Raw genomic sequence first — 13,126 nt, 5'->3', positions numbered from 1 at the left:
GGCGCCTACGCGGGCTTGAGCCCGGGCTCCCCGACGGCGGTCACGAAGGATGCCGCCGTCGTGAGGGCGGCCCCCGGCGTCGTCACCGCGGACACCGTCTTGAAGTCGGCGCGCGCCGCCTCCTGGCCCAACTCCACGGTCACGTAACCGCGCTGGCCGTTGTAGTGCTTCATGTGCGGGTTGCGGGCGAGGTAGCCGGCCCAGTTGGACGGCTTGGCGGAGCCGTCCTTGCCGCTGGTGATCGAGGTGGTGACGATCTCGGTGCCGACCGTGCGCGAGTCCTGGTCGGCGGCGTCCCGCTTGATGTCCATGGCGTACGAGACGTGGACGTCGCCGGTGAGGACCATCAGGTTCTCGACGCGGGCGGCGTCCGCGCCCTTGAGGATCCGCTCGCGGGAGGCCGGGTAGCCGTCCCAGGAGTCCATGGAGAGCGTGGTGTTGCCCGCGGTCGGGCTGTTGCGGCGGGAGAAGGTGACCTGCTGCGGCACGACGTTCCACAGGGCCCGCGAGTCGCGCCAGCCGTCGGTCAGCCAGCGCTCCTGGGTGAAGCCGGGCAGCGTCTGCGAGGCGGCCTCGGAATCGGGCGTCGGGGTCTTCCAGCCGTCGCCATTGGCCTGGTCGGTGCGGTACTGGCGGGTGTCGAGGATGTCGAACTGGGCGAGCCGGCCCCAGTGCAGCCGCCGGTAGAGCTTCATGTCGGGGCCGCTCGGCACCTGCGGGCGGCGCAGCGGCTGGTTCTCCCAGTACGCGCGGTACGCGGAGGCGCGGCGCAGCAGGAACTCCTCGGGCGGGTTGCCGTTCTCGTCGGTGTCGCCCGCGTAGTTGTTCTCGGTCTCGTGGTCGTCCCAGGTGACGACGAAGGGGTGCGCGGCGTGCGCGGCGCGCAGGTTCTCGTCGCTCTTGTAGAGGGCGTACCGCAGCCGGTAGTCCTCCAGCGTCATCGTCTCCCGGTTGAAGACGTCGGGCAGGACGCGGTCGGTGTAATTGCGGGCGCCGCCGACGGACGTGACGGCGTACTCGTAGAGGTAGTCGCCGAGGTGGAAGACGACGTCGACGTCGTCCTGCGCCAAGTGCTCGTACGCGGTGTAGTACCCGTCGTGGTACGCCTGGCAGGACACGGCGGCGAGCGTGAGCGCGGATGTCTTCGCGCCGGTGGCGGGCGCGGTGCGGGTGCGGCCCGTGGGGCTGACCCAACTGCCCGTACGGAAGCGGTAGTAGTACACGCGCCCGGCGGCGAGCTTGTCGACCTCGACGTGCACGGTGTGGTTGTACTCGGGGTGCGCGGTGGCGGTGCCGCGCCGCACGACGCGCCGGAACTTCTCGTCGAGCGCCAGCTCCCACGCCACCTCGACACGGGCGGCGGGCAGCCCGCTGCCGGTCTCGTACGGGGACGGGGCGAGCCGCGTCCACAGCAGCACGGAGCCGGGGAGCGGGTCGCCGGAGGCGATGCCGAGGGTGAACGGGTCGCTCTTGATCTTCCGGGCGTCGAGCTCGGCGGCGGCCGCGGTGCCGGCGGTCGGCAGATTGGTCGCGAAGGCGAGCGCGGCGGCGGCGCCGGTGACGGTGAGGAATCTTCTGCGGCCCAAGTGCTGGGCCGCGACACGGAGTTCGGGTGCGTGCTGCGGTATGCGGGGCATGAAGCGTTATTGGAGTGGCCGGGGACGACGTCCGACTGTCACGTACACAACAGCCACATGGCGGAGCGATGATCTCCGCGTGGCCGCCCCACCCGTACGCTGCGGCCTCATGAACGAACAGCAAACAAGCCGGACGGACTCGAACGCGCGCACCGCCGTCGTCACCGGGGCGGGCTCCGGCATCGGCCGGGCCGTCGCCCTCGAACTGCTCCGTGCGGGCTGGCGGGTGGCCCTCGCGGGCCGCCGCACCGAGACGCTGGAGGAGACCGCGGGCCTCGCCCCGGACGCCGAGTCCCTCGTGGTCCGCGCCGACGTGTCGGACGCCGAGGCCGTGGCGGCCCTCTTCGCCGCCGTCCGCGAGCGCTTCGGCCGACTCGACCTGCTCTTCAACAACGCGGGCACGTTCGGCCCCGGCGGCGTCGGCATCGAGGACCTCGACTACGCGGCGTGGCGGCACGTCGTCGACGTCAACCTCAACGGGGCGTTCCTGTGCGCGCAGGCCGCGTTCCGGCAGATGAAGGAGCAGGACCCGCAGGGCGGCCGGATCATCAACAACGGCTCCATCTCGGCGCACGCGCCGCGCCCGCACTCGATCGCGTACACGACGACGAAGCACGCCCTGACCGGCCTGACGAAGTCGCTCTCCCTCGACGGCCGCCCGTACCGGATCGCCTGCGGGCAGATCGACATCGGCAACGCGGCGACCGACATGACCGAGCGCATGCAGTCCGGGATCCTCCAGGCGAACGGGGAGCTGGCGGCGGAGCCGGTGATGGACGTCGCGGACGTGGCCCGCACGGTGCGGCACATGGCGGAGCTGCCGCTCGACGCCAATGTCCAGTTCGCGACGGTCCTGGCGACGAACATGCCGTACATCGGCCGGGGCTGAGGTCCGCCTTCCGGTTTCCCCCGCCCCCCGCTGTGCGGACTTGATCAACTGAACTAGGGTCACTCGAACGGGCCCGCGCACCGCGTGCGGGCCGCACGAGTACCGGACGGTGAGGTCATGACCTGCTCACGTTTTCGTACGACTCGTAAGTCCCGCTCCGGCCGCCTCGACCTGGGGCTGCTCGCGCTGCGCGTCGGCACCGGAGGGGTGCTGGCCGCGCACGGCGCGCAGAAGCTGCTCGGCTGGCTCGGCGGCGGCGGTCTTTCCGGCACGGCCGCCGGCATGGAGGCCATGGGGTACCACCCGCCGAAGGCGAGCGCCGTCGCCGCCGGGCTCGGGGAGGCGGGCGGCGGGGCGCTGCTCGCGCTCGGCCTCGCGACGCCGGTGGGCGGGGCGGCCGCCGCCGGGACCATGGCGGGCGCGGCCGCGGTGCACGCCCCCAACGGGTTCTTCGCACAGAACGGCGGCTACGAGTACGCGGCGTTCCTCGGCTTCGTCGCGGCGGGCCTCTCGGTGACCGGCGCGGGCCGCTACTCCCTGGACCACGCGCTCGGCCACCGCCTCGACCGGCACTGGATGGTCCCCGCGGCGCTCGTCGGGGCGGGCGCGGCGGCGCTGGCCGTGGTGTCGTCCCGCAACAAGCAGGTGGCCGCCCGGCAGGAGGAGTCGGAGGAGGAATAACCTCGTCGTCCGTGACTACGGACGACGACGACAACCTGTGGGCGACGGTCGGCCGCCTGCGCGCCTGGCTCGACGACACCAACGAGCGCCCGCCCGGGGAGGCGCTGCTCCTGCGCGTGCTGAAGCTCTCGGAGGAGGTCGGCGAGGTCTCCGAGGCGGTGATCGGCGCGGTCGGCCAGAACCCGCGCAAGGGCGTCAGCCACTCGTGGGGTGACGTCGAGTCGGAGCTGTGCGACGTGATCGTGACGGCGATGGTCGCGCTCGGCACCCTGACCCCCGACGCACGGGGGACGCTGCGCTCGCACGTGGCGAAGGTCGCGGAACGTTCGCTGGGCGGGTCGAGCCCCTCCGGCGGTTGAGGAGCGGGGTCCGGGGCAGAGCCCCGGGACGCCACCCCGTGAGGCCGAACGCCTACAGCCGCCCCAGCCTGCGCAGCAGCGGCACCACCTGCCCACCGACCGCCGGCGCGAGCCGCACGCCGTCCCGGCCGTCGGTCCACCGCAGCGCGGCCAGCTCCGCGGCGGGGGCCGGGGCGCCGGACAGCGTGGCGGCGAAGACCACCATCCGCATGGGCACCCCCTCCAGCGCCGCCACGTCCTCCACCACGGCGAGCCGCTCGATGCCGAGCGGCTTGACGCCGAGCTCCTCGTCCAGCTCCCGGGCCAGCGTCTCCTCGGCGCTCTCCCCCGGCTCGGGCTTCCCGCCCGGCAGGTAGAAGACGTCGGGCGCGGCCTGCTTGCTGACGACGAGCAGCCGGCCGTCCTCCACGACGGCGGCGGCGACCACGTCCATCACTGTTTCCTCGTGCATGCGACCATTCTCGTGTCCACGCCCGTGTGCCCCCGCACCCGCCGAGGGCCGCAGGTGAACGGTTACCATCGCCGCCATGACTGACAGGCACCGAAGCTCCGAACTCCCGCGCCTGGGTGTGGCCATCGTCACCATGGGCAACCGGCCCAAGGACGTCGAGGCGCTCCTGGAATCGGTGGCCAAGCAGGATGCGGTGCCGACCCGCGTCGTCATGATCGGCAACGGCGCGCCGCTGCCCGCCTACACCGGCTACCCCTTCGAGGTCACGACGGTCGAGCTGGACGACAACCTCGGCTGCCCCGGCGGCCGCAACGTCGCCCTCGCCCGCCTGCGCGAGTTCGGCGACGTGGACGTGGCGGTCGAGCTGGACGACGACGGGCTGCTCGTCGACGCCGACGTGTTCTCCACCATTCAGCGCCTGTACGCCGCCGACCCGGAGCTCGGCGTCGTCGGCTTCCGCATCGCCGACGAGCTCGGCGAGACCCAGCGCCGCCACGTCCCGCGCCTGCGCGCCAAGGACCCGATGAAGCGCGGTCTCGTGACCGCGTTCCTCGGCGGCGGCCACGCCTTCTCGATGGAGATGCTCGCCGAGACCGGCGACTGGCCCGCCGACTTCTTCTTCACCCACGAGGAGACCGACCTCGCCTGGCGCGCCCTCGACGCCGGCTGGAAGGTGCTGTACGAGCCGGCCCTGCTGCTCCAGCACCCGAAGACGTCCCCGGCCCGGCACGCCGTCTACTACCGGATGACCGCAAGGAACCGGGTGTGGCTGGCCCGCCGCCGCCTCCCCCTGCCGCTGATCCCGCTGTACCTGGCGGTGTGGACGGGGATCACGCTGCTGCGTACGAGGTCGCTCGGCGGCCTGCGCGCCTGGGCAGGCGGCTTCGCCGAGGGCGTGCGCGCCTCCGCGGGCGAGCGCCGCCCGATGCGCTGGCGGACGGTGTGGCGCATGACGCGGCTCGGCCGCCCGCCGCTGATCTGACACGCGACGGACGGCCGGGGGCCGACGGTCAGGACCGCGTACGCCGCCTGCGCGTGGCGTACACCGTGCCCGCACCCGCGGCGGCGATCAGCGCGGCGGCCGCGGCCGGCGGACCGGCCGGGACGCCGGCGCCGGTCGCGGCGAGCGAACCGCCGGTGGTGGAGCCGGTGCCGCCCGTGGTCGAGCCGGCCCCCGTACCGGCGCCACCGGTCGTGGCCGAAGTGCCGCCGCTCGCAGCGCCGTTGGAGCCCGCGGGAAGCGCGGCGTCCTCGTCGAGGGAGACGGCCGCGGTGACCGGGTCGAGCGCGGCGCCCGCCTCGTAGAAGCCGCCGAAGGCCTTGGCCCCGTCGGCGGTGAGGGTGGCGGCGGCGCCGTCCAGCTCGACGACGTCGTCCTTCGCGGTCAGGTCACCGGAGCCGAGCTTCAGGGTGGCCACGGTCAGCCCGTCGTACGTGGAGACCTTGCCGGTCTCCCGGTCCTTGCTGGAGACGTCGGCGACGAGCTTGCCGCTGCTCCCGTCCGCCGTGACGCGCAGCCCGCTGAACTGCAGGTCGAGGGCGTACGCGCCGTCCTCCTGGTGGCCGAGGAAGCGGACCTTGCCGGCGAACTTCGCGTCCAGCGACCTGGCGTCGGCGTCGTAGTTGCCGCTCGCGTCGCCGAACCGGTAGCCCGAGCCGTTCTTGCCCGCGCCGCCGGAGAGTTCGACCTTGCCCTTGGCGATGGGGCCGGTGACGTAGGTACGGAAGGACTCCTTGACGCCCCAGTCCAGGTTCCCGTCAACGATCTCGCCGGAGACGGCCGCGTCGGCGGCCTTGGTCGCGGACGCGCTCGGCTTTCCGGTCGGCGTCGCGGTCTTCGTGGGCTTCGGCTCCGTGGTGGCCGTGTCGGTCGGCGACGGCGACTTCGTCGGTGACTGGCTCGGCGCGGGCGTGGTCGGGGCGGAGGCCGCGGTGACGGTCAGCGTCGCCGGGTCGAGGGCGGTGCCCTCCTCGTACATGCCGTTGAACGCCTCGGCGCCGTCGGCGGTCAGCGTCGCCGGGATGTCCTTGAAGGTCATGGCGCCGCCCGCGCCCTGGCCCGGCTTCACGGCGGACAGGTCGAGCGTGGCGAACTCGATGTCGTTCCGCGTCGTGCCGTTGAGGGTGACGTCGGCGTCGATGTGGCCGGTCGTGCCGGAGGTCACCACGTTCACGTCGGCGACCTTGATGTCGAAGCCGTGCGCGGTGGAGGAGAACCGGACGGCGCCCTTGAAGCCGGTGTCCGTGCCGTGCGTCGCCGTGTCGTACGTGCCCGTGCCCTCGCCGAAGGTGAAGGCGCCGTTGTCGGCGGCCTGCGTCGCCCCGTCGGTCGCCTCGATCTTCCCGAGGGCGATGCCGGTGACGTACTTGCGGAAGGACTGCTTGATGCCCCAGTCGAGGGTGCCGTCCTTCAACTCGACACCCGGCGCGGCCTTTTCGGCGGCGAAGGCGGGCAGGCTCAGCGCGCCGCTGCCGAGCACGACGGCGGTGGCGGCGGCGAGGGCTATCGGGTGTCTGGTGATCGGGTTTCCGGTGCGGGACATCTGCTTCTTACCTCAACTCTTCGAGTGGGAGCGTCTTCGAGTGGGAGCGTCTTCGAGTGGGAGCGCCCGTTCAGGGACGCGGGGAGTTCAGGGACGCGGGGAGTTCAGGGACGCGGGGAGCGGCGCGAGCGGAGGACCAGGAATCCGGCGCCGGCGAGCACGAGGGCCACGACGGCGACGATCCCGGACACCGCGCCCGCGGAGAGCCCCGAACTGTCGGCCGCCGAGGCGGACGTGGCCTTCGGGGCGGCGGAGCTCTTGGCCGGGCCGGGCGAGGCGGAGCTGCCGAGGTCCGGCAGCGCGGGCAGTTCGGCGTCGGCGTCGAACGCGACGGCCAGGGAGACCGGGTCCATCGCGGCGCCCTCTCGGTACATCCCGCCGAAGGCCTTCGCCCCGGCGGCGGTGAGCTTCGCCGGAGCCTCGTCGACGCGTACGAGGCCGTCCTTCGCGGCGAGTTCGTCGACGTCGAAGGTCACGAGGGCGGTGTTCTTGCGGGTGCTCCCCTCGCCGGTGACGTCGGCGCGCAGCGTCCCCTTGCCGTCGGCGACGTCGACGGTCGGGTCCGCGAACTTCACGTCGAGCCCGTGCTTGCCCGTGAACCGCACGGATCCGGTGAACCCGGCGTCCAGGGTCTGCTTCTTCTTGTCGTACGTCCCCTCCCCCCTGGGGAAGCGGAACAGCGCGCCGCCGTCCTGCGCCCCGTCGGTGAGCTTCCACTCGCCCCGGGCGATGTCCCCGGTGACGTACTCGCGGAAGGTGCGGCGCACACCCCAGTCGACGGCTCCGTCCCGGACGGTGCCGGTGTCGGCCTCCTTCGCCTTCCCGGCCTTCTTGGTGGCCGTGGCGGAGGGGGACGTCCCGGGCTTCTTCCCGGACTCGGCCTTCTTGGGTTCGACGTCGGCGGACAGGCTGACCGGGTCGAGCGCGGTGCCCGCCGTGTAGTAGCCGGCGAAGGACGTGGCGCCCTGCGAAGTGAGCGTGGCGGGCAGGTTGTTGAGGGTGACGGCGTCGCCGTCGCCCTTCATGTCGATCCCGCCGAGGGAGAGGGAGGCGAAGGGCACCTGACGGGACGACGTGACCGCCCCTGTGCCCTTCGCCTTGCTCACGACATCGACGTAGAGCGTCCCGCTGCCGCCCGCGATGCGGACGCTCGGGTTGCTGATCGTCATGTCGAGTTCGTGCGAACCGTCGTCCTTCTTGTGCCCGACGAAGTGCACTCCGCCGGAGAACGAGGAGGTGAAGGCGCCGGTCGAACCGTCGTAGCCGCCGCTGGCCGAGTGGAAGCGGAAGCGGCTCGCGCCGACGGTCGCCGCTCCCCCGGTCAGGGTGTAACTGCCCTTCGCGATGGGCCCGGTGATGTAGCTCTGGAAGGACGACTTCACGCCCCAGTCGAGCCGGCCGCCCTGCACGGTGCGGGTCGCGGCGTGCGCTCCGGCGGCCGGGAGCAGGGCCGCGAGCAGGCTCGTGAACAGGGTGACGGCGAGGACGCGTATCGGTGCGCGTCGGGACATGACGGTTCCTCCGGGACTCCAGCACCAGACGCCACCAGACCCCTGGTGACTTAGGTAAGGCTAACCTAAACTATGATCGCCTCTGCCAACAGCCCCTCCGCTCACGACAGGACGGTCCCCGCGTGCCGACGCCAGCCGCTCCCGCCCCGCCCGCCACCCGACGGACGGGCGTGCTGATCTCCGTACTCGTCGCCGTCCTCGCCCTGTTCGCCACGGCCTGCGGCGGCGGCTCCGCGAAGACGGGCGTGGCCGGATCCGACGGCGGGGCTGAGGCGTCCGCGACCTCGAACCGCCTCGAACCGCTCGCCCCGACGCCTGAGCCGAAGCTGCCGGCCACCGTCGCCTCGGCCGACGGGAAGAAGATCACCGTGCGGCGGGCCGACCGGATCGTGCCGCTGTCCGGCAGCCTCAGCGAGATCGCCTTCACGCTCGGTCTCGGCAAGCGGGTCGTGGCGCGGGACATCACGGCCACGTTCGACCAGGCGAAGAAGCTGCCGGTGGTCACCCGCAATCACGACGTCTCGGCGGAGAACGTCCTGTCGCTCGAGCCGGACCTTGTTCTCGCCGAGACGACCTCGGGCCCCGAGGAGGCGATGGAGCAGATCCGCGACGCGGGCGTCCCGGTGGTCGTGATCGACCCGGCGAAGGACCTCGCCGACGTCGGCACCCGCATCCAGGCGGTCGCGGACACGCTCGGAGTACCTTCGGCGGGGCGGGAGTTGACGAAGCGTTCGGAGGACCGGATCGCGGCCGTGCAGAAGGACATCCCCGCCGGACGCGGCGACAAGCCCCGCGTCGCCTTCCTGTACCTGCGCGGCTCGGCCTCCGTCTACCTCATCGGCGGCAGGGAGTCCGGCGCGGGCTCACTGCTTGAGGCGGCGGGCGCGGTCGACGCGGGCGCGGAGTCCGGCCTGAAGAAGGACTTCACCGCGATCACCAGCGAGGCCCTGGCGAAGGCGGCGCCGGACGCGATCCTCGTCATGACCAAGGGCCTCGACTCCGTCGGCGGCATCGACGGTCTGGTGAAGATCCCCGGTGTGGCCGAGACCCCGGCGGGCGTCGACCGCAGGGTGGTCTCGGTCGACGACGGCGTGCTCCTCAACTACGGCCCGCGCACGGACCAGGTGCTGCGGTCGATCGTGGAGCAGCTGTACGGGAAGGGCGGGGCGTGACATGGCAGCGACGGTGACGAAGCCGACGGCGCCCGAGGCGCGGCCCACCGGACCACATCCGCAACGACGCGGCAGAAGCAGGCTTCTGACGCTCTGTCTGGCCTCGGCCCTGGTGGTGCTCGCCCTGGCCTCGGCCGGGATCGGGGCGTACGACATCGCGCCCGGCGACGTCCTCGGGTCGGTGCAGCACCGGCTCGGCCCGGGTGGTGCGGCTCTCGACCGGGTCGGTGAGTCGGTGCTGTGGAACGTACGCCTTCCCCGCGTCGTCCTCGCCCTCCTCGTCGGCGCCTCGCTCGGCTGCGCGGGCGCGCTCATGCAGGGCGTGTTCGGCAATCCGCTCGCCGAGCCTGGCGTCATCGGCATCTCGTCGGGCGCGGCGGTCGGCGCGGTCGCCTGCATCGCGCTCGGCCTGGACTTCTTCGGTACGTGGACCATCACGGCCTGCGCGTTCGTGTCGGGCCTCGCGACGGTCCTGATCGTCTACGTGATGTCCCGCTCGGGCGGCCGCACGGAGGTCGTCACGCTCATCCTCACGGGCATCGCCGTGAACGCCTTCGCGGGCGCCCTGATCGGCCTGTTCCTCTCCTACGCCGACGCCGCGGCCGTCAACCAGATCACGTTCTGGCAGCTCGGCTCGCTGGCACAGGCGACCTGGCCGAAGGTGCTGGCAGTCCTGCCTTGCGCGGCGCTCGGCCTGCTGGTGGCACCCTTCTACTCCCGCAAGCTGGACCTGCTCTCGCTCGGCGAACGCCCCGCCCGGCACCTGGGCGTGGACGTCGAGAAGCTCCGGATCACACTCATCCTGGTCATCGCGCTTCTCACGGCGGCGGCCGTGGCGGTGTCGGGCGTCATCGGCTTCGTGGGCCTGGTGATCCCGCACCTGCTGCGCATGCTGGCGGGCCCCGGCCACCGCTTCCTGGTCCCCGGCAGCGCCCTCGGCGGCGCCGCCGTCCTGGTCGCCGCCGACCTCGCGGCCCGCACGGTGGCGGCCCCCGCCGAACTCCCCATCGGGGTGCTCACCGCCCTGACCGGCAGCCCGTTCTTCTTCTGGCTGCTGCGCCGCACCCGCCGCAAGCAAGGAGGCTGGGCATGACGACCCGGTGGAGAACGCGCCGCCGCGCCCTTCCCGAGCGGTACGAGGCCGGGGACACGGTCGCCGAGGCCCGCGACCTGCACGTGCACCTGGGCGGCAGGCCCGTCCTGGCCGGCGTCGACCTGGATGTGCGGGCGGGTGAGGTGCTGGCCCTGGTCGGGCCCAACGGGGTAGGCAAATCCACCCTGTTGGCGGCGCTGGCGGCGGACCTTCCGGCCGCCTCCGGTGAGCTGCGCGTCCACGGGCGCCCGGCCGACGCCTGGACCCCGGCCGAACTGGCGCTGCGCCGCTCCCTGTTGCCCCAGTCGGCGACGCTCTCCTTCCCGTTCCCGGTGGCGGACGTCGTCCGGATGGGCCGGGCGCCGTGGGCGGGCACGGAGCGCGAGGACGAGGACGACGCGGCCGTCGCGGCGGCGCTCGCGGCGACGGAGACCGGGGCCTTCACCGCCCGCCCCTTCTCCGCCCTGTCCGGCGGCGAGCGCGCCCGCGTGGCCCTGGCCAGGATCCTCGCCCAGCGCGCGGCGCTGCTGCTCCTGGACGAGCCGACGGCCGCCCTCGACCTGCGCCACCAGGAACTGGTCCTGCGGGTGTGCCGGGAACGGGCCGCCGAAGGCGACGCGGTGGTCGTCGTCCTGCACGACCTGGGCCTGGCCGCCGCGCACGCCGACCGGGTGGCGGTGCTGAGCGGCGGCCTTGTCACGGCGGCGGGCCCGCCCGCGGAAGTCCTCGAAGGGCCGCTGCTCAGCGACGTGTACCAGCACCCGGTCGAGGTGCTGCCGCATCCGCGGACCGGGGCACCTCTGGTGGTGCCGGTGCGGCCGTGACTGGTTGGCTGTGCCCATGGTCGTCGTCATCACGAGCGTCATAGCGGTCCTCGGCACCCTGTTGGGCGCGGGCCTGAGCCACGTACTGCAGGGCCGAACGGCCGCGCGCGGCCAGGACTTCGCGCGCGCCGAGCGGCTGCGGCAGGAACGCATAGACGCCTACTGCGCGTTCGGCGGGGCGCTCGCCAACTACCGGCGCGGGCAGCTGGATTACTGGTTCCGCCGCCATGACGGACGTACCGACGACTCGACGGGCGTGCACGAACTGCGGCGCGAGGCACAGCGGTTGCGGGCCGCCGCGATGGAGGCGCTGTTCCGGGTGCAACTGCTCACCGACGCCCCGCCGCTGACCGATCTCGGCCGGGAGGCGCTCGAAGCGGTGGAGCGCATCACGACAGCCGCGGACCGCGACGAACTGGCGGGGCTGCGGGAGCGGTCCCGCGCCCTCATCCATGACTTCGTCAGCGCGTCCCGCCCCCACGTGAACCCGGTCGCCTAGCGCCTCAGATCGACTCCAGGCTCCGCCCGGTGGTGCGCGGCCCGAGCAGCCGCACGTTCAGACACAGCACCAGCATCAGCACGCCCGAGCCGATGAACACCGCGTTCGCGCCCAGGTCTTCGAGCACGTCGATCGCGACGAACGGCAGCACCACCGAGGTCAGCCGGGACAGCGAGTAGGCGATGCCGATGGCGCTGGAGCGCAGGCCCGTCGGGAAGATCTCGGTCTGGTAGACGTGGAAGGCGTTCGAGAAGACGTTGGAGCACACGGTGAGCAGGAAGCCCGCGCCGACGATCAGCCAGGACGCCTCCGCGAACCCGAAGACCAGGCCGAACCCGGCGATCCCGAGCGCCGACAGGATGATGAGCGTGCGCCGCTCGATCCGGTCGATCAGCGGCACGGACAGCGCCGAGCCCACCGGGTAGCCGAGGTAGCTGAGGGCCGCGTACGAGAGCGACTCGGTGACGGTGTGCCCCTTGGCCTGGAGCACGACGGGGGCCAGCGAACCGAAGCCGTAGTAGCCGACGGTCTGCAGGATCTGGAAGATCCACCACATGACGGTACGGCGGGCGTAGGGGGCCTTGAACATGCGGCTGAGCGGCACCGTGGTCGACGTCTCGGGGCTCTGCCCCGGACCCCGCCGGCTCTCGTCCGACGGCGGGGCTTGATCGGGCTCGACCTGAGAGGCGATGTCCCGCACCACCGCGTCCGCCTCGGCCGTCCGACCGCGCGAGGCCAGCCAGCGCGGCGACTCCGGCAGCCGGGTCCGCAGCACCTGGATGAACGCGGCGCCGAGCGCGCCCCCGACGAGCAGCCACCGCCACCCGTCGATCCCGAACAGCTCGTGCTTGGCGACGAGCCGCGCGCCGAGCAGCGCCGCGACGGGCACGCCGACGAAGCCGAGGGTGTACGCCCAGGCGATGTAGCGGCCGCGCACCTTGCGCGGCAGGAATTCCGCCAGGTACGTGTCGACCAGCACCAGTTCGGCGCCGAGGCCGAGGCCCGCGAGGAACCGCAGCACGGACAGCTGGGTCGCGTCCTGGGCGAAGGCGCAGGCGAGCGAGAACAGCGAGTAGAGCCCCAGGTTGACCAGGAACATCTTCCGCCGCCCGAACCGGTCGGCGAGCACGGACAGCACATTGGCGCCGACGAACATGCCCAGGAACCCGGACGCGATCAGCCACGACTTCTCGGTGCCGGACAGCTCCCAGGACTCGGCGAGCGCGGCGGCGAGCACGCCGCCGAGGAACACCTCGTAGAGATCGAAGAAGGCCCCTACGCCGACGATCGCGGTCAGCCGGCGATGCCAGGGCCCGACGGGCAGCCGGTCCAATCGCTGTACGGGATCGGCCACTTCGTCCGTTTCCGGGGCGGCCCCGGCCATGTCGTGCGTGCTCACGCGGTCAAATTAACTGCACGTGACACGCAAATGGAAGACCTGTTTCACCCGCTGGGAAAGCGGCGCCC

The 13,126-nt window shown here is 72.5% G+C and carries 13 protein-coding genes; 8 read left to right on the top strand and 5 right to left on the bottom strand.

Going from position 1 to position 13,126, the window contains the following annotated elements:
- Positions 1-5 precede the first annotated feature (5 nt).
- The gene (locus ACY34M_RS03605; protein WP_462717559.1) at positions 6-1,637 is read right to left on the bottom strand and encodes an alkaline phosphatase D family protein; all 1,632 of its coding nucleotides are present in this window, start codon (positions 1,635-1,637) and stop codon (positions 6-8) included.
- Positions 1,638-1,746: 109 nt separating this feature from the next.
- Between ACY34M_RS03605 and ACY34M_RS03600 the strand changes: the two genes are divergently transcribed.
- The 3 genes from ACY34M_RS03600 to ACY34M_RS03590 all read left to right on the top strand — a co-directional run bounded on the left by ACY34M_RS03600 (position 1,747) and on the right by ACY34M_RS03590 (position 3,566).
- Positions 1,747-2,526: an SDR family oxidoreductase gene (locus ACY34M_RS03600; RefSeq protein WP_462717558.1), complete on the top strand. Its 780-nt coding sequence runs from the start codon at positions 1,747-1,749 to the stop codon at positions 2,524-2,526.
- Between the two features lie 117 nt (positions 2,527-2,643).
- On the top strand, positions 2,644-3,207 hold the full coding sequence (locus ACY34M_RS03595; RefSeq protein WP_462717557.1) for a DoxX family protein: 564 nt from the start codon (positions 2,644-2,646) through the stop codon (positions 3,205-3,207).
- An 11-nt stretch (positions 3,208-3,218) separates the two neighbouring features.
- A complete protein-coding gene (locus ACY34M_RS03590) occupies positions 3,219-3,566 on the top strand; it encodes a MazG-like family protein (RefSeq protein WP_462717556.1) in 348 nt (115 codons plus the stop codon).
- 52 nt (positions 3,567-3,618) lie between these two features.
- Here the strand turns inward: ACY34M_RS03590 and ACY34M_RS03585 are convergent, their stop codons facing one another.
- Positions 3,619-4,017 carry an NUDIX hydrolase gene (locus tag ACY34M_RS03585; protein ID WP_462717555.1) on the bottom strand — a complete coding sequence of 133 codons (399 nt, stop codon included), beginning with the start codon at positions 4,015-4,017 and terminating at the stop codon, positions 3,619-3,621.
- 76 nt (positions 4,018-4,093) lie between these two features.
- Between ACY34M_RS03585 and ACY34M_RS03580 the strand changes: the two genes are divergently transcribed.
- Complete coding sequence (locus ACY34M_RS03580; RefSeq protein ID WP_462717554.1) at positions 4,094-4,999, top strand: glycosyltransferase family 2 protein; 906 nt, start codon at positions 4,094-4,096, stop codon at positions 4,997-4,999.
- A gap of 28 nt (positions 5,000-5,027) precedes the next feature.
- Here the strand turns inward: ACY34M_RS03580 and ACY34M_RS03575 are convergent, their stop codons facing one another.
- Complete coding sequence (locus tag ACY34M_RS03575; RefSeq protein WP_462717553.1) at positions 5,028-6,560, bottom strand: HtaA domain-containing protein; 1,533 nt, start codon at positions 6,558-6,560, stop codon at positions 5,028-5,030.
- 104 nt (positions 6,561-6,664) lie between these two features.
- Positions 6,665-8,071 carry an HtaA domain-containing protein gene (locus ACY34M_RS03570; RefSeq protein ID WP_462717552.1) on the bottom strand — a complete coding sequence of 469 codons (1,407 nt, stop codon included), beginning with the start codon at positions 8,069-8,071 and terminating at the stop codon, positions 6,665-6,667.
- Positions 8,072-8,193: 122 nt separating this feature from the next.
- On the opposite strand from ACY34M_RS03570, the gene ACY34M_RS03565 reads away from it, so the two are divergent.
- The 4 genes from ACY34M_RS03565 to ACY34M_RS03550 are packed head-to-tail and all read left to right on the top strand — an operon-like array spanning position 8,194 to position 11,659.
- Positions 8,194-9,243 carry a heme/hemin ABC transporter substrate-binding protein gene (locus ACY34M_RS03565; protein ID WP_462717551.1) on the top strand — a complete coding sequence of 350 codons (1,050 nt, stop codon included), beginning with the start codon at positions 8,194-8,196 and terminating at the stop codon, positions 9,241-9,243.
- A 1-nt stretch (position 9,244) separates the two neighbouring features.
- Complete coding sequence (locus ACY34M_RS03560) at positions 9,245-10,336, top strand: FecCD family ABC transporter permease (protein ID WP_462717550.1); 1,092 nt, start codon at positions 9,245-9,247, stop codon at positions 10,334-10,336.
- Positions 10,333-11,160, top strand: a complete 828-nt coding sequence (locus ACY34M_RS03555; RefSeq protein ID WP_462717549.1) for a heme ABC transporter ATP-binding protein — start codon at positions 10,333-10,335, stop codon at positions 11,158-11,160. The genes ACY34M_RS03560 and ACY34M_RS03555 overlap by 4 nt, the downstream gene beginning before the upstream one ends.
- Before the next feature lie 16 nt (positions 11,161-11,176).
- A complete protein-coding gene (locus ACY34M_RS03550; RefSeq protein ID WP_462717548.1) occupies positions 11,177-11,659 on the top strand; it encodes a hypothetical protein in 483 nt (160 codons plus the stop codon).
- 4 nt (positions 11,660-11,663) lie between these two features.
- Here the strand turns inward: ACY34M_RS03550 and ACY34M_RS03545 are convergent, their stop codons facing one another.
- Positions 11,664-13,043 carry an MFS transporter gene (locus ACY34M_RS03545; RefSeq protein WP_462717724.1) on the bottom strand — a complete coding sequence of 460 codons (1,380 nt, stop codon included), beginning with the start codon at positions 13,041-13,043 and terminating at the stop codon, positions 11,664-11,666.
- Positions 13,044-13,126: the final 83 nt, after the last annotated feature.

Source organism: Streptomyces sp. EDA2-14 (assembly GCF_054963755.1).
This window is presented reverse-complemented; position numbering and strand designations above follow the sequence as displayed.